14 protein-coding genes and 2 pseudogenes are annotated in these 14253 nt (G+C 74.1%); 8 read left to right on the top strand and 8 right to left on the bottom strand.

Annotated elements, in window-relative coordinates; all coding sequences use genetic code 11:
• Nucleotides 1–44: 44 nt before the first annotated feature.
• A complete protein-coding gene (locus tag OG553_RS36320) occupies nucleotides 45–1580 on the top strand; it encodes an NCS1 family nucleobase:cation symporter-1 (protein ID WP_331728204.1) in 1536 nt (511 codons plus the stop codon).
• Between the two features lie 9 nt (nucleotides 1581–1589).
• Here the strand turns inward: OG553_RS36320 and OG553_RS36315 are convergent.
• A pseudogene (locus OG553_RS36315) lies at nucleotides 1590–2717 on the bottom strand (amidase); the annotation flags it as partial.
• Between OG553_RS36315 and OG553_RS36310 the strand changes: the two are divergent.
• The 4 genes and pseudogenes from OG553_RS36310 to OG553_RS36295 form a co-directional block, all read left to right on the top strand.
• Nucleotides 2708–3208: pseudogene (locus tag OG553_RS36310) on the top strand (TetR/AcrR family transcriptional regulator); the annotation flags it as partial. The pseudogenes OG553_RS36315 and OG553_RS36310 overlap by 10 nt on opposite strands.
• Before the next feature lie 126 nt (nucleotides 3209–3334).
• On the top strand, nucleotides 3335–4018 hold the full coding sequence (locus OG553_RS36305; protein WP_331728201.1) for a DUF998 domain-containing protein: 684 nt from the start codon (nucleotides 3335–3337) through the stop codon (nucleotides 4016–4018).
• A 47-nt stretch (nucleotides 4019–4065) separates the two neighbouring features.
• Complete coding sequence (locus OG553_RS36300; RefSeq protein ID WP_331728199.1) at nucleotides 4066–4527, top strand: DUF5990 family protein; 462 nt, start codon at nucleotides 4066–4068, stop codon at nucleotides 4525–4527.
• Nucleotides 4528–4572: 45 nt separating this feature from the next.
• Entirely contained in the window at nucleotides 4573–5673 is a 1101-nt protein-coding gene (locus OG553_RS36295; protein ID WP_331728196.1) for a hypothetical protein, read from the top strand.
• Between the two features lie 28 nt (nucleotides 5674–5701).
• Here the strand turns inward: OG553_RS36295 and OG553_RS36290 are convergent, their stop codons facing one another.
• On the bottom strand, nucleotides 5702–6286 hold the full coding sequence (locus OG553_RS36290; RefSeq protein ID WP_405983247.1) for an SUKH-4 family immunity protein: 585 nt from the start codon (nucleotides 6284–6286) through the stop codon (nucleotides 5702–5704).
• Nucleotides 6283–6891 carry a helix-turn-helix domain-containing protein gene (locus OG553_RS36285; RefSeq protein WP_331728191.1) on the bottom strand — a complete coding sequence of 203 codons (609 nt, stop codon included), beginning with the start codon at nucleotides 6889–6891 and terminating at the stop codon, nucleotides 6283–6285. The genes OG553_RS36290 and OG553_RS36285 overlap by 4 nt, the downstream gene beginning before the upstream one ends.
• 101 nt (nucleotides 6892–6992) lie before the next feature.
• Here OG553_RS36285 and OG553_RS36280 point away from each other — a divergent pair, with 101 nt between their 5' ends.
• The gene (locus tag OG553_RS36280) at nucleotides 6993–7400 is read left to right on the top strand and encodes a DUF4345 domain-containing protein (RefSeq protein WP_331728699.1); all 408 of its coding nucleotides are present in this window, start codon (nucleotides 6993–6995) and stop codon (nucleotides 7398–7400) included.
• A 130-nt stretch (nucleotides 7401–7530) separates the two neighbouring features.
• Nucleotides 7531–8745: an MFS transporter gene (locus OG553_RS36275; RefSeq protein ID WP_331728188.1), complete on the top strand. Its 1215-nt coding sequence runs from the start codon at nucleotides 7531–7533 to the stop codon at nucleotides 8743–8745.
• On the opposite strand, the gene OG553_RS36270 is transcribed toward OG553_RS36275, so the two are convergent.
• From OG553_RS36270 to OG553_RS36260, 3 genes are all read right to left on the bottom strand, one after another.
• Complete coding sequence (locus OG553_RS36270) at nucleotides 8709–9092, bottom strand: hypothetical protein (RefSeq protein ID WP_331728185.1); 384 nt, start codon at nucleotides 9090–9092, stop codon at nucleotides 8709–8711. The genes OG553_RS36275 and OG553_RS36270 overlap by 37 nt on opposite strands.
• A gap of 153 nt (nucleotides 9093–9245) precedes the next feature.
• Nucleotides 9246–9626, bottom strand: coding sequence for a type II toxin-antitoxin system PemK/MazF family toxin (locus OG553_RS36265; protein WP_405983246.1), 381 nt, complete (start codon nucleotides 9624–9626; stop codon nucleotides 9246–9248).
• Nucleotides 9627–9670: 44 nt separating this feature from the next.
• Nucleotides 9671–10321: a TetR/AcrR family transcriptional regulator gene (locus OG553_RS36260; protein WP_331728179.1), complete on the bottom strand. Its 651-nt coding sequence runs from the start codon at nucleotides 10319–10321 to the stop codon at nucleotides 9671–9673.
• A 98-nt stretch (nucleotides 10322–10419) separates the two neighbouring features.
• Between OG553_RS36260 and OG553_RS36255 the strand changes: the two genes are divergently transcribed.
• Nucleotides 10420–11367 (top strand): NAD(P)-dependent alcohol dehydrogenase, encoded by a 948-nt coding sequence (locus tag OG553_RS36255; RefSeq protein WP_331728176.1) that lies wholly within the window; start codon nucleotides 10420–10422, stop codon nucleotides 11365–11367.
• A 10-nt stretch (nucleotides 11368–11377) separates the two neighbouring features.
• Here the strand turns inward: OG553_RS36255 and OG553_RS36250 are convergent, their stop codons facing one another.
• Together OG553_RS36250 and OG553_RS36245 are read right to left on the bottom strand one after the other, a co-directional pair.
• Nucleotides 11378–12259, bottom strand: a complete 882-nt coding sequence (locus tag OG553_RS36250) for a hypothetical protein (RefSeq protein ID WP_331728173.1) — start codon at nucleotides 12257–12259, stop codon at nucleotides 11378–11380.
• Nucleotides 12260–12302: 43 nt separating this feature from the next.
• Nucleotides 12303–14234 carry an ABC1 kinase family protein gene (locus OG553_RS36245; protein ID WP_405983245.1) on the bottom strand — a complete coding sequence of 644 codons (1932 nt, stop codon included), beginning with the start codon at nucleotides 14232–14234 and terminating at the stop codon, nucleotides 12303–12305.
• Nucleotides 14235–14253 lie beyond the last annotated feature (19 nt).

Genomic DNA, 14253 nt, shown 5'->3' with positions numbered 1-14253 from the left:
GGTCTCCGCCCGAGGCCCCTCCCGACCCGAAGGGGCGTGCGTACGTGCCCGAACACCACCCGACCGCCGGGACCGGCGACCGCGTCGAGCTCGCCCCCGGCGAAGTCCCCTCCGACGGCCGCTTCGCCAACCCCGACCTCCTCCCCGTACCGGTGGAGGCCCGGCGCTGGACCACGTACAACTTCACGGCCCTGTGGGTCGGCATGGCCCACAACATCCCCTCATGGCTCCTCGCCTCCGGGCTGGTGGCCCTCGGGATGGACTGGAAGCAGGCCGTCTTCACCATCGCGCTCGCCAACCTCGTCGTGCTCGTCCCGATGCTCCTCACCGGGCACGCCGGCCCCAAGTACGGGATCCCCTTCCCCGTGCTGGCCCGCGCCTCGTTCGGGGTGCGCGGAGCCAACATGGCGGCGCTCGTCCGGGCCGCCGTGGCCTGCTGCTGGTTCGGCATCCAGACCTGGATCGGCGGGTCGGGGATCTTCGTCCTGCTCGGCAAGATCTTCGGAGGCTGGGCGGGGGCGTCGGAGATCGGCGGCGAGCCGTGGACGCTGTGGCTCTGCTTCGTCGTCTTCTGGGCCCTCGAACTCGCCATCATCTACCGGGGGATGGAGGCCCTGCGGCGCTTCGAGAACTGGGCCGCGCCCTTCGTCATCGTCGGCGCGCTGGTCCTGCTGGTGTGGATCGGGGTGAAGGCGGGCGGCTTCGGCGAACTGCTCGACCAGCCGTCCCGGCTCGGCTGGGGCGCGGACTTCTGGCCGGTCTTCTTCCCCTCCCTCATGGGCATGATCGCCTTCTGGTCCACCCTCTCCCTCAACATCCCCGACTTCACGCGCTTCGGCGCCGGCCAGCGCTCCCAGATCCTGGGACAGACCCTTGGGCTCCCTACGACGATGACGCTCTTCGCGCTGCTGTCGGTGTTCGTCACCTCCGGCTCCGAGGCCGTGTACGGCGCCCCGATCTGGGACCCGGTGGAGCTCGTCGCCAAGGCCGACAGCGTCTTCGGGCTGCTGTTCGCCCTGGTCACCGTACTGATCGCGACGATCTCGGTGAACATCGCGGCCAACGTCGTCTCCCCGGCCTACGACCTGGCCAACCTGGCCCCCCGCCTGATCGACTTCCGCCGGGGCGCGCTGATCACCGGCGTGGTCGGCGTGCTGATCATGCCGTGGAAGCTGACCTCCACCCCCGAGCTGTACATCTTCACCTGGCTCGGCCTGGTCGGCGGGCTGCTCGGCACCGTCGCCGGCGTGCTCATCGCGGACTACTGGATCATCCGCCGCACCCGGCTCTCGCTGCCCGACCTCTACCGGGCGGGCGGCCCGTACTGGTACACGGGCGGCTGGAACCTCCGGGCCCTGGCCGCCTTCGCGGTCGGCGGGGTCCTCGCCGTCGGAGGCTCCCACTCGGCCCCCGGCAAGGGCCCGTTCCCCGCAGAAGGCCTGATCCCCTTCCTGAAGCCGCTGGCCGACTACGGCTGGGCGGTGGGCCTGACCGCGTCCCTGCTGCTCTACACGGCGCTCATGACCGGGACCCGCCCCGGCCCGGCGGGAGCCGGCCGGGAGTACGGCGGGCCGGGCTGACCGTGCGGGTCAGGCCGCCCGGGGCGCCCCCGCCCACACGGCGGGCCTGCGCCCGGCCCAGGGCGCGGCCCGCTCCAGCTGCGCGGCGAGCCGGAACAGCGTGTCCTCGCGGCCGTAACCCGCGGCGATCTGCACGCCGACCGGCATGCCGGTGGCCGGGTCGGACGCGAGCGGCACCGACATCGCGGGCGTGCCCGCGACGTTGAAGGCGGCGGTGAACGGCGAGCGGTGGAACAGGTGCTCCAGCCAGCCCCGCCCGTCGGCGCCCTCCGCGCCCCGGGCGTAGGTGCCCAGCGGGACCGGCAGCTCGGGGAGGGTGGGGGTCAGCACCAGGTCCTGGGCCGCGAAGTGGGCGCCGACCGCGCGGGCGACCCGGTTGCGCACGTCGAGGGCGTGCACGAACTCCGTGCCGCTCACCTCACGTCCCCACGCGTAGCTCGCCAGCATCTCGGGCTCGACGGTGGACGCGTCCACGGGGCGGCCGGACGTCCCGGCGAGGCCGTCGATCCAGGTCACCAGGTTCGTGGTCCACAGGCGGGCGTTGGCGAGGACGAACGCCTCCCAGCTCACGCCGAGGTCCACGGTGGTCACGTCGACGTGGTGGCCGAGCGATTCCAGCAGCCGGGCGGCCGCCAAGACGGCCTTGAGCACCGCCGGTTCCACGGCGCGCCCGTTCCAGGGGGTGGTGACCAGTCCGACGCGCAGCCGGCCGGGTTCCCTGGTGATCTCCTCGCCGTACGGGCGGCGGGGGCGCTGCGCGGAGTACGGGTCGCCGGCCTCCGGGCCCTGGATCAGGTCGAGCAGGGCGGCGCTGTCCCGCACGGTGCGGCTGAGCGCGCCGTGCACCGCCAGGCCGTTGAAGACCTCGTCGGCGTCCGGCCCCAGGGAGACCCGGCCGCGCGTGGGCTTGAGCCCGAACAGCCCGGTGGCGGCGGCCGGTACCCGTATCGAGCCGGCCGCGTCGGTGGCGTGCGCGAGGGGGGTGATCCCGGCGGCGACGGCCGCGGCGGACCCGCCGCTGGAGCCGCCCGGGGTCCGGGTGAGGTCCCAGGGGTTGCGGGTGGGGCCGTGGAGGACCGGCTCGGTGGTGGTGCTGTACGCGAACTCGGGCGTGGCCGTACGACCCAGGGTCACCAGCCGTCGGGGTCCAGGCCATCGCCGAGCGGGCGAACACCACGAAGATGGCGCTCTACCGCCACTTCGCCACCAAGGACGCCCTGATCGAGGAGTGGCTGAGGATCGTCGCCGCCGGGTACGCGGCCGCCTTCGACCGGGTCGAGGCCGAACACCCCGGCGACGGCCGGGCGCAGGTGCTCGCCGTGGCGCGCTTCGTCGCCGACGGGCTGCCGGACATCGTCCGGCGGGGCTGCCCGTTCGTGAACTCCGTCGCAGGCCTGCTCGACCCCGGCCATCCGGCCCGCAAGCTGATCGCGGACCACAAGGCCCGCCAGCGGAGCCGCCTCACGGCCATGTGCGAACTGGCCGGTGCGCACGCGCCCGACGACGCCTCCGCGGAGATCACCTTCCTCCTGGAAGGCGCCCAGATCAGCGCGCAGAACGGCAGCGTCGACCGCGCGGGGGACCGGCTCGTGGCCGCGGTCACGGCGGTCCTGGACCGAGCGGGGTAGGGCCTGCCCCGGGGTAGGGCCTGCCCCACCCCGGCCCAGGGGGTTCGTCGGCGTGTCCGCCCCCGTCGCCGCGTGATCGTCTGTCCCCAAGGAATCCAAGGGACTCGCGCGACGGAAGGCGGACAAATGAAGGAGCGGATCGGCTACTTGGCCTGGCTCGTGGGTGTGGTGCAGTTCTTCGTGATCCACGGGCTCGCCCAGTCGGCCTGGGCGAGCCCGTACAGCTGGGCGCGGAACAACATCAGCGATCTGGGCAACGCCCACTGCGCGCTGCAACCGGAGCCCGAACCGCGGTACGTCTGCTCGCCCGAACACGGCCTGATGAACACCGCGTTCATCACCCTGGGGGTACTCCTCCTCGTGGGCCTCGCCCTGACCGGCGCGGCCCTGTGGCGCAGGGGCGCGGCGGCCGTCACCGCCCGGATCCTGCTGGCCGGCGCCGGCGTGGGCTTCGTACTGGCGGGGCTGGCTCCCGCGGACGTCAACGAGAACCCGCACGTCCTGGGCGCCCTGCTCATCATGGCGGTGGGCAACCTCGGCCTCGTCCTGGCCGGCTCCGCCCTGGCGGACCGGGTTCCGCCGCTGCTCCGCCGCGCCACCACCCTGCTGGGCCTCGTGGCCCTCACGGCCCTCGGTGCCTTCCTCTCACACCACTACGCGGGCCTCGGCATGGGCGGCATGGAGCGCGTGGCCGCGTTCCCCCTCCTCCTCTGGGCCCTCGCCGCGGCCGTCCACGGCCTCACCCTCCCCGCGGCCCGAGCCCGTACGAACGGACCGGCGCCCGAGGTGCGGCTCACCCGCGCCGGCTGAGGCGGGGCCCGGCCCCGGCGGGCGGATCCGGCCGGCAGAGTGGCCCCATGCAGATCCGGATCGAGGGATTCGGCCTACCGGGCCGCAGCTGCCCGCCCGGCCCCGGCTTCCCCGGCTACGACGACGTCCACGTCGCCGTCCAGCCGCGCGAACGCGACGCGCAACCCCTGGCCCCGCACCCCGGCGACGCCGGCTCGGCGCTCTGGACGCTGGACTGCACCGCGCGCCGGGGCGCCGGGGGCGTCGACGTGACGGGCACCTTCGTCCAGGGCCGCCCCGGACAGCGGTTCGTCTACCTCGCGTGGAGCGGCGTCGACGGCAGCGGCGTCCGTACGGTGTTCCGCCGGGCGAAGCTCATGCTCGACGCCGTCGACCCCTCGACGGCCGACGCCGCGGCGGACACCGGCCTGCTGACCGCCCGCCTCGCCCTGACCGACGCCCACGGCAGACCCCTGTGCGCCGCCGTCCGCCCACCGGCCGTCACCTGGTCCGCCGGGGCCGCGAGCTGACGGGAACCTTTGAGGCGCGTCGAAGAGGTGGCGTACCGTGCTCATGTGTTGATCACAGGGGAGACGACCCCACCCGGCACCGCGCTGCTCCTCGCCGCCGCCCCGGTCGGCAAGGGCCGCCTCATCGCCGCCAGCAGCGTCCTGTCCACGCTCGCGGCCTGCCCGCACGGCGCCCTGACCCGGACCGCGGCCGGGACGATCGTCGAGCTGGCCGACCCGACGGACCAGCAGACCGTCCTCACCCGCATCCGGGCCGCCGCCACCGCGCCGGGCCCGCTCACCCTCCTCCTGGCGGGGCAACTCCACCTCGACACCAGGCAGTACGGGATCCACCTGGCCCTGGCCCGCAGCACCCCCTCCAACCTGCGCTACACCGGCCTGCCCTGGGCCTGGCTGGTGAACGAGCTGAAGCCGCGCCGCCCCGGCACCACGACCGTCCTCGTCGACCTGGTCGCCGCCACCTCCGACACCTGGCAGAAGATCTCCGCGGGGGGCCTCTCCCTCGGCCACGGCACCTCGCTCTACGGCCGCGTCTCGCTCCCGCCCGCCCGCCACCGGGTCGCGGACCCCGCCTACCTGAAGGGCGTGGCCGGCATCTGGCGCAGCGGCCTCACCCCGCCGCTGGCCGAACTCCACGCGAAGGCCGCCGCCCAGGCCGACGACGGCACGGCCCTGCTGCTCGCGGCGGACGCCACCCCGGCGGTGGACGCGGACCCGCTCCCCGCGATCCTCGCCGCGGCCCGCGCCGGACAGCACGCGCGGGCCGCGTCGCTCGCCGCGAACCGGGAGGGCTGGGCCGTCCACACGTACGGGCCGCACTCCGCGGAGGCCGTGCACTGGCTGGAGGTACGGGCCGACCTCGCCCACCTCGCCGGCGACGCGGCGGGCAGCTGCGAACTGTGGATGGCCGCGGCCGACGCCCGCCTGGGCCGCCGACAGGCCCCGGACGCCCCACCGGTGCAGGGCGCCGTGGACCGGGCCCACCACCAGTGGCAGCAGATCCCGGACCCCCGCCGGGCCAGAGAGCTGGGCCCCCGCCTGGTAGCCCTCCGCCACCGCGTCCCGGGCCGACGCCCGGGAGCCACGGAAGCCGCCCAACGCCGCCTCGACCTCCTGCACACCCCACCGGAGCCCCACCCGGCGTGACGGGCGGGGCCGGGCCCGGCCGCTGCCCTCACAGCATCGGGTAGGAGTCGAGGAACGTGGTCCAGAACTCGCTCCCGAACGGCAGCGGGTCCCAGCGTTCCATGCCCTCCCGGACGATCTCCTCCACCGCGGCCCAGTCGTTGGGGTCCGGGCGCTCGTGCGGTTCCGGCCGTTCCACCTCGAACTTGTAGACGAGGTAGCCGAGCGAGGAAACGTCCCCGTGGACCAGCTCGTACTCGGTCTCCGAGTCCGGGTCCGCGACCCAGATCGTCCCGTCGCCGAGGTGCACGTGGACGACCGCCTGGAAGAGGTGGCCCAGCGGCTGGAGCCGCCCGACCGGGGTGTCGACCGGCAGGGCGTCCAGGTCCCCGGCGAAGGCCGTCCCAGGACTCGCCGGATCCCGGTCGGCCAGCTCCCCGAGGATCCGGAACAGCCCGCGGGAGTGCGGGATCCCGACCGCGGTCACGAAGCGCGCCCCGTCTCCCTCGGGCCAGATCCGCGCCGCCGCGTCCGGACGGAACCTCAGCAGGTCGCCGGGCGCGGCCCCTTCGACGACCGCCGGCCAGTCGATCCCCACCAGCACGCGCCGCCCGTTCTCCGACGTGCCGCTCACGCGGGCCGCCCGGGGGCGGGGTCCTCGGCGAGCAGGGGCCGGAGGGCGCCGATGGCCGCGCCGACGCAGGCGTCGCGCAGCTGGGTGCGGGTGCAGGTCTCGTGGGTGAGCCAGTCGACGCAGAGCACCTGGACGAAGACCAGCCAGCTCTTCAGGACGCCGGACACGGCCGCGCGGGTGTCCTCGTCCGCGAGCGGGAGCACGGCCAGCAGCCGCGTGCGCAGCGCGTCCAGTTCGTTCGTCATGATCGTCTGGATCACCGGGTCGCCCGCGAGGACCCGGTTCGCGGCGAGGACGGCGTTGCGGTTCGCCACGAAGTAGTCGAGGTGCACGTCCATGCCCTGGACGAGCTGCTCCACGAGGGAGTCGGCGGGGGCGAGCCGGGTGTCGGCGAGCAGCTGGTCGGCCGCCTGCTGGTAGACGGCCGCGAACAGCTCCTGCTTGCCGGGGAAGTGACGGTAGAGCAGGGCGCGGGAGACGCCGGCCTGTTCGGCGACCTCCTCCATCAGGACGTCGGCGTACGGGCGCGCGGCGAAGAGCCGCGCGCCGACGGCGAGGAGCTGGGCGCGGCGGTCGCCGGGGGTGAGGCGCTTGCGGGGTGGCATGGACGCATTCTAGTTGACATGTGTCTACTATCGCGCCAGGGTAGTGGACGCATGTCAACTACCCCTTGCCGGGACGGCGCTGAGGGGTCATGGGAGGGGCCATGGGCAAGGCTCTGCGCTCACTCGTACGGCTGATGGGCTGGTCCTGCGTGGCGATCGGCCTCTTCCACGTGGCCCTCGGCAACGCCGCGATCCCCGGCGCCGGTTCCGCCGGCGCGACGGTCGACAGCTGGGGCCGGTTCATGGGGGCGGCCTTCGCCGGCTACGGACTGGCCTGGCTCTGGGCGGCACGGCAGCGCCCCGTCCCGGCCGGGGTGGTGCGGTGGCTGGCCGGCGTCTTCCTGCTGGGCGGCGCGGGCCGGCTGCTCTCGCTCGCCGTGCACGGCCGGCCGCAGTGGTTCCAGATCGCCCTCACCGTGATCGAGCTCGGCCTTCCGCCGGTCTTCTTCCGGCTGGCCGGCGCGGACGAGCGGAACCCGCGCTGCGAGGACGTGCCCGCCGGGCGGTGACCACGGCCGGGCGGTGACCACGGCCGACCCGCCTTGACCGGTCACGCCCGCGACCTCTAGCCTGCGCCGCGCGCGACCGAACGGCAGTCACCCGGCAGGCGTTTCGCCGGTCCCGCACGAGAGGGGGGCCGTGAAGACCGCGCACAGCCGCGAACACCTGCCGCGCACCGTAAGGCTGCTGATCGTGGCGCGGGCGGTGAACCGGCTCGGGGCGTTCTCCCTGGCCTTCCTCACCGTCCTGATCGCGACGGGCTTCGGTGCCGGACCCGTCGTCGCCGGCTACGTCAGCGCCGCCTTCGGGCTCGCCACGATCCCCTCGCGACTGATCGGCGGCCGCCTGGCCGACCGCATCGGCCGGCGGCGCACGATGGTGGCCGGGCTGACCGCGTGCGCGTTCGCGCAACTGGGCATCGCCTCGTCCCGCGGCCTGGTGCCGGCCGCCTGCTTCGCCGTACTGATGGGGCTGGCCTACGAGATCTACGAGCCGCCCAGCCAGGCGATGATCGCGGACGTGGTGGCACCCGACGAACAGGTCCGCGCCTACGGCCTGCTGAACGCCGCCCTGGCGGTGGCCGGCATGGGCGCGGGCCTCCTGGCGGCCGGCCTCGGCCACTGGGACCTGCGGTGGCTCTTCGTCGCCGACGCCCTCACCTGCCTGCTCTGCGCCCTGACCGTGCACCTCGTCCTGCCCCCGGACCACAGGGCCGCGCCGGCCACGGCCCCCCGGTCGGCGACGGTCACCCCCTGGCGGGACCGTTCGCTCCTCGTGATGCTCGCGGCGGGCACGCTGTTCGCCGTGGTCTACCTCCAGATCATGACCGGCCTCCCACTCGCCCTCGAACGCGGCGGACTGCGACCCGGCGACGCCGGACTGCTGTTCACCACGTCCGCGCTGACCCTCGCCGCCGGCCAGCCACTGCTGCGACTGCCGCGCCTCGCCGCGCTCCCGGCCCCCGCCGCCTTCGCGGGCGGATACCTGCTGCTGGCCCTCGGCCTCGCCGGATACGCGGTCGCCGACGGCCTGGCCGCCCACACCGTGGCGACCGTGGTGTGGAGCGCGGGCGACCTGCTCCTCGTGGGCCGCGCGTACGCGTTCGTCGCCGCACTGGCCCCCGCCGACGGCAAGGCCCGCTACCTGGCGGTCTACGGCACGAGCTGGGGCATCGGCGCCATCGCCGCCCCGCTCGCCGGCACACGACTGCTCGCGCACGCCGGACCCGTCGGCCTGTGGTGCGCCATGTCCTGCGCGTGCCTGCTCCTCGCGGCCCTGCACCCGGCCTGGATCCGCGCCGCCGACCGCACCCGGCCTCAGAACACGGCGACCGTGAAGGGGTTGTCCACGTAGTTGCCGTTCAGGTCGTACGTGAAGACGGTGACCGTGTCCGGACCGCACGTGGCGTTGGGCGTGGTGCTGAAGCTGCGCCGGTTGGAATTGGGCAGCTCCACGTGCACCACGCTGAACGCCAGGTTGACCTCCTCGCTGACGTTCACGCAGTACCTGCCGGTGTTGACGTGACGCACCCAGTCGATGTTCTTCGCCCGCAGCAGCGTCCCGGAGCCCGAGACGTCCGCGGCGGCCTGGACGTAGGGCGAGGTGATCGGCCTCGGATCGGCCGCGGCGGCGCCCGCGGGGGCGGCGAGCACACCTGTCACGGCGGCGGCGACTGGCAGGACGGACACGAAACGGATCACGGCACTCACACCCTCGGCGACGGCGTCCTGCAGCGAGGTGCGGACGATCCCCTCACACTCGGCCGGTACGCACCGGGGCGCGCCCGCCGCGCCGCCCCCGGATCGGCCAACGGAGCCGAGAATCACCCGTACGGCCGGGCCGGGGCGGCCGCGTCACTCTGGACGGAGGGCGTCCCTGATCCCGCGGAACCCGGCAGCCGCCACCGGTGTCCACTCCCTCCCCTCCCCGGCGGCGCGGAGCGCGTCCTCCACCTCGCCGAGCTTCGCCGAGGACAGCACGCCCGCCCGCTCGACCAGGTCCTCCCGGGTCAGGGTGGTCAGCCACGTGCAGGGAGCGAAGCCCGGACGCGGGAACGCGAACCGCAGCACGCCGTCGAAGGGCAGCCCTTCCGGGCGGCCCACCGCCACCTCGACGCCGAGGCCGCTGATGTCGACGCCCGCCGGTGCGACGACCTGCACCGCCCGGAACCCGGACGGCTCCTCGTCCGACACCAGAACGACCGGGCGGCGCTCGTCGAAGTCGACCCACCACACTTCACCGCGGTACGTGTTTCCGCCGTGGATCGCCGCCCGGCGCGTCACCGGTCCGCCAGGCGCGATTCGAGGCTGTCGAGGATGAGGTCGAGGCCGTACTCGAACTCGTCGGCGTAGGCGTAGTCCTGGTGCACCACGTGCTCGGTGATCAGTTCGACCAGGTGCGGGTAGGACTCGGGGGACAGCAGGTCCTGGATCTCGTCGACGAACTCCCGGGCGCCGACGCCGGGGTCGAAGGGCAGGTTGAGCTCGGTCAGCACGAAGCCGTAGACGTAGGCGTCGATCGCGGAGAACGCGTGCGCGGCCAGCCGCACCGGGAAGCCGCCCCGGCGCAGGCAGCCGAGCACGGCGTCGTGGTGCCGGAGCAGCGCCGGTCCGGGGGCGCGGCGCGACCCGATGAGGCCGAGGGCCCAGGGGTGCCGCGCCAGGGTGGTGCGGGCCGACGCCGCGCGGTCGGCCATCGCCCGCCGCCACGGCTGCCCGGCGCCGGGCAGCTCGATCCGCGCGAAGATCCAGTTCGCCAGGGCGTCCAGCAACGCCTCCTTGCCGGCGAGGTGGTGGTAGAGCGACATCGCCTCGACGCCGAGCTCCTTGCCGACGTTGCGCATGCTCACCTGGCCGAGGCCGCCGCGGTCGGCGACCCGGACCGCGGCTTCGACGATGCGGTCGTGACTGAGCGCTGGACGCCGGGGCATGGGGGAACCTCTCGCATCAGACTTGCTGCCTTACGCCCGTAAGGCTACCGTGGAGCGCAGACTTACACCTGTAAGGAGAGGTAAGGGGAGGGCGAGACATGCAGGCAGCCGTCGTCGACCGGTACGGCGCACCCGACGTCGTACGCATCGGTGAGGTTCCCCGGCCCGCGCCCCGCAAGGGCGAGGTACTGGTACGGGTCAGGGCGGTGGCGGTCACCTCGGCCGACTCGCGCATCCGCGGGGCCCGCTTCCCCTCGGGCTTCGGCCCGTTCGCCCGGCTGGCCTTCGGCCTCTTCCGCCCCCGGCGCCCGGTCCTGGGCAGCGCCTTCTCCGGCGAGGTCGCGGCCGTCGGCCCGCACGTCGGCGACGTGGCACCGGGCGACGAGGTGTGCGGCATGACCGGGATCAGGATGGGCGCACACGCCGAGTACGTCGTGGTGCCGGCGAAGAAGCTCGCACCGAAGCCGCCCGCCGTGAGCCACGACGACGCGGCGGCGGTCCTGTTCGGCGGCTCGACGGCGCTGTTCTTCCTCCGGGACAAGGCGTCGCTGGGCCCCGGCACGTCCGTGTGCGTCAACGGCGCGTCGGGCGCCATCGGCACGAACGCCGTCCAGCTGGCCAGGCACCTCGGCGCGACCGTCACCGCAGTCACCAGCACGCCGAACACCGCCCTGGTCGCCGGCCTGGGAGCGGAGCGGGTCATCGACTACACCCGGGAGGACCTGTCCACCCTCCCCGACCGGTTCGACGTGGTCCTCGACACCGTCGGCAACCTCTCGATCGCGTCGGGCCGGCGGCTGCTGAACCCCGGTGGAGTGCTGCTGCTGGCCGTCGCGGACCTCGGAGAAACCGTCCGCGCCCGGGGCGACGTCGTCGCGGGCACCTCGCCCGAACGCGCCGAGAACTTCGCGTACCTCCTGCGCCTGGTCGCCGACGGCGTGCTCACCGTCGTGATCGACCGGACCTACGACCTGCGCGACATCGCCGAAGCGCACCGCCGGGTCGACAGCGGACGCAAGACCGGCAACATCGTCGTCCGCCCCTGAGCGGGGGAGGTCAGTACGCGCCGAAGGACCAGAAGACCCCGACCTCGTCGCCGGACACGGCGATGAGGCCCAGCTCCTCGAACAGGTCGATGCCGCCCCGGTACTCGTCGGTGACGAACCTGTACGCCCTCGTGCCCTTGAGCCCGGCCCGTACGAAGTCCCGTGCCGGGTCCGAGGCCGCGTCCAGGGCGTTCGTCCAGAACCGGGCGTCCGGGCCGTAGCGGTCCAGCAGCAACCGGGCGTCGGCCAGCAGGGCGTCGCGTTCCGGCCGGTCCCGCACGGGCCGGTCGTCGCCCCACTCCTCCGCCATGACGGAGAGCGCCGTCACGGCCCCCGCCGGCTCCAGCTCGTGCAGCCGGTCCCGGAACCCCGCGGCGGGCGGCGGATCGAACGGGTACGCCGACACGGTACGGGTGGCGCCGTCGGCGCGGTCGTAGTCGATCCGCAGCCAGCCGCGCGGGTCCGGGACCTCCCGGCGCATCAGGGCGAGCACGTCCTCGGCCCAGTCCTCGTGCCGGCGCGGACCGGTGGCGAGGAAGACGTACGGGTCCTCCAGCAGCCGCAGCGCCGCCGCGTTCCAGGGGCTGCGCCGCCGCCGCAGCTCCATCAGCGTGCTTCCGGCGCTCCGGGCGAACCCGTCGGCCGGCGAGCGCGGGATGCCGGCCAGCTCCCCGTACCCCCACCGCAGCAGCTCCGACGCCGCACCGTCCGCCGCGACCCCGGCCGGCTCGCGCGGCGCCTCGGGGAGGGCCGCCGGGTTCCCCCGCGAGAGTTCGCCGGCCGCTCGCCACAGGTCGTCCAGGTGGGCGTCGAGGAGGTCGAGGTCGTGGTCCTGGTCGTGGTCGAAGGCGGTGTGGTCGAAGACGGTGCGGTCGTCGTCTGGCGTGCTCATGGACCGACCCTAGGCCGTTCCCGGGCCGCCGATGCCCAGGGGGTCACTCCATGGGCCGACTGGTGACGTACACGGTACGCAGCAGGATGGCGGCGGAGAGCAGCAGGAGGTTGCACCCCATCAGCCCGTACAGCTCCAGGTGTTCGCTCACGCGCGGCCCGCCCTTCATCCCCAGGAGCTGGAGACCGGCGAACCCGAGGAAGATCCCCACGAGGGCGTGCACCACCCGCCCGACCAGCTCGCCGGCGACCCGCCGGTCGCGGGCATCGGCGAACAGCCGCACGTTGACCCCGAGCCGCCCCTCCTCCAGCGCACCGCCCACCCGGTCGAGTCGGCGCGGCAGCCGCCGCAGCACGGGCAGCAGCGCGACCAGTTCGTCGCGGGCCGTGTCACGGGCACCCTGCGGACCCAGCCGGTCGGTGAGCCGGTCCGAGGCGTACGCACGGGACGCCTCCAGCATGTTGAAGCCGGGGGAGAGGCGTACGAGTGTGCCCTCCAGGGTGGCCAGGGCCCGGAACACCGCCGCGATCTCGGGCAGGACCGCCAGCCGGAAATCGGCCACCAGCCGGAACAGATCGCCGAACATCTCCACGTCGGGCGCGGCCCCGTGCCCCAGGTGCCGAGCACTGAACTGCCCGAGCGCGCGCAGCAGCCGCTGTTCGTCGACGTCCTCGGGACGATCGGTGATCTCCAGCAGGGCATCGCGCAGCGCGACCGGATCGCCGCGGTCGACGGCGAGGAAGAGGCCGCCCATCGCCTCGCGGAGCCCGGAGTCGATCCTGCCGACGGACCCGAAGTCGAGCAGGGCGGCCGTGCCGTCGGGCTGGAGCAGGATGTTGCCGGGGTGCGGATCGGCGTGGAAGACGCCGTCCAGAGTGATCTGGTTGAGCAGCGTGGTCAGCAGGGTCTCGGCCAGCTCGGTGCCGTGCCGCTGGTCGTCCGGGACGGCCTTGCCGAGCGAAGTGCCCTCGACCCGGCTCATGACGAGCACGCGCTCCGTGCTGAACTGCCCGTGCAGGACGGGTATGGCGACGCCGGCATCACCGCGGGCTTCGGCGGCCCGGCGCACCGCGCTCATGTTGCGTGCCTCGACTCGGAAGTCCAGTTCCTCGCGCAGCGCGACCGCGAAGCCCTGCGCCAGCTCGTTCAGCCCGAGACCGCGCCCCCAGGCGGTGCGGTCGCTCAGGGCGGCGGCCAGCCGCCCGACGATGTCCAGGTCGCGCTCCACGAGCCCCGGTATCCCGGGCCGCTGCACCTTGACGATGACCTCGGTGCCGTCGTGCAGGACGGCCGCGTGCACCTGCGCGATCGACGCCGCCGCCAGCGGGACCCGTTCGAACGCGGCGAACACCTCCCGCACCGGTGCCCCCAGGCTCTCCCGGAGCTGCGCCTCGACCTCGTCCCAGGGCGCGGGCGGCACCTGGTCCTGGAGCAGGCTGAGCTCCTCGACGTACGCCTCGGGCAGCAGGTCCCGCCGGGTCGACATCAGCTGCCCCAGCTTCACGAAGGTGGTCCCGCCGGCCTGCAACGCCTGCCGCAGCTCCCGCGCCAGCAACTCGTGCCGCACACCGGGCGCGCTGCGCCGCCCCCGCAGGTACGGGCCGAGCCCGTGCCGGGTCGCGATGCGCACCACCGCGGAGTACCGGCGCGCCCGCGCGACCCGCCCCCGGACCGACTGCGCCCAGCCGAGCGGCCGTACGGCGCCCACGGGCACCAGGACGTCCAGCGCGACGAGCACCACCATCGAGGCGAACATCCCCACCCCGACCATCAGGGAGAGCAGCGGCGCGAGCTCCCCCGACTCCTCCAGCCGGTGCCCGAACAGCCCCCCGGACACCGCGAGTCCGCACATTCCGGCGACCGCGACCCGCACCGCACCCGCCCGCACCCCGAGCAGCCGCCGGCCCACCACGGCGGGTGCCACCACCACGAGCAGGAAGACGATCGTCCCGACCAACGCCCCCGTGATCCACATGGGCGTCATTCAACAGCAC

It is taken from the genome of Streptomyces sp. NBC_00158, assembly GCF_045160885.1.
Classification (GTDB): domain Bacteria; phylum Actinomycetota; class Actinomycetes; order Streptomycetales; family Streptomycetaceae; genus Streptomyces.
Note: the sequence above shows the minus strand (reverse complement) of the source record. Positions and strands in the feature narration are given on the sequence as shown.

Excerpts from the sequence above, each read along its gene's own strand:
- OG553_RS36305 (WP_331728201.1), top strand. The coding sequence starts at position 3,335 with ATGAAGGAGCGGATCGGCTACTTGGCCTGGCTCGTGGGTGTGGTGCAG.
- OG553_RS36260 (WP_331728179.1), bottom strand. The coding sequence starts at position 10,321 with ATGCCCCGGCGTCCAGCGCTCAGTCACGACCGCATCGTCGAAGCCGCG.
- OG553_RS36285 (WP_331728191.1), bottom strand. The coding sequence starts at position 6,891 with ATGCCACCCCGCAAGCGCCTCACCCCCGGCGACCGCCGCGCCCAGCTC.
- OG553_RS36250 (WP_331728173.1), bottom strand. The coding sequence starts at position 12,259 with ATGAGCACGCCAGACGACGACCGCACCGTCTTCGACCACACCGCCTTC.
- OG553_RS36300 (WP_331728199.1), top strand. The coding sequence starts at position 4,066 with ATGCAGATCCGGATCGAGGGATTCGGCCTACCGGGCCGCAGCTGCCCG.
- OG553_RS36280 (WP_331728699.1), top strand. The coding sequence starts at position 6,993 with ATGGGCAAGGCTCTGCGCTCACTCGTACGGCTGATGGGCTGGTCCTGC.
- OG553_RS36255 (WP_331728176.1), top strand. The coding sequence starts at position 10,420 with ATGCAGGCAGCCGTCGTCGACCGGTACGGCGCACCCGACGTCGTACGC.
- OG553_RS36245 (WP_405983245.1), bottom strand. The coding sequence starts at position 14,234 with ATGTGGATCACGGGGGCGTTGGTCGGGACGATCGTCTTCCTGCTCGTG.